Source organism: Aureispira sp. CCB-QB1, assembly GCF_000724545.1.
GTDB lineage: Bacteria > Bacteroidota > Bacteroidia > Chitinophagales > Saprospiraceae > Aureispira.
Map to the genome: position 1 here is coordinate 1 of NZ_JHBV01000130.1, position 296 is coordinate 296.

Consider the following 296-nt stretch of genomic DNA (forward strand, 5'->3'; position numbering starts at 1 on the left):
CATAACTTGCCGCTCCTATTCCTGTTAAGGTGATTGACTCGCCTGAACATACTACTGTGTCTGTGCTGCTTGCCATTACCGTTGGCAAGGTATCTACTGTTATCGTTAAGTTCCCTGTTGCACTACAACCATTACCATCTGTTCCTGTTACATTGTACGTTGTTGTTGCACTTGGTACAAAAGCAATTCCATCTACTGCTCCATTATCCCATACATAACTTGCCGCTCCTATTCCTGTTAAGGTGATTGACTCGCCTGAACATACTACTGTGTCTGTGCTGCTTGCCATTACCGCG

The 296-nt window shown here is 44.9% G+C and carries 1 protein-coding gene; it reads right to left on the reverse strand.

Annotated features, from left to right (window positions below; translation table 11 throughout):
• Positions 1-296, reverse strand: a 296-nt coding sequence (locus CG11_RS30685; RefSeq protein WP_197043990.1) for a hypothetical protein, incomplete at both ends; no start/stop codon positions are given.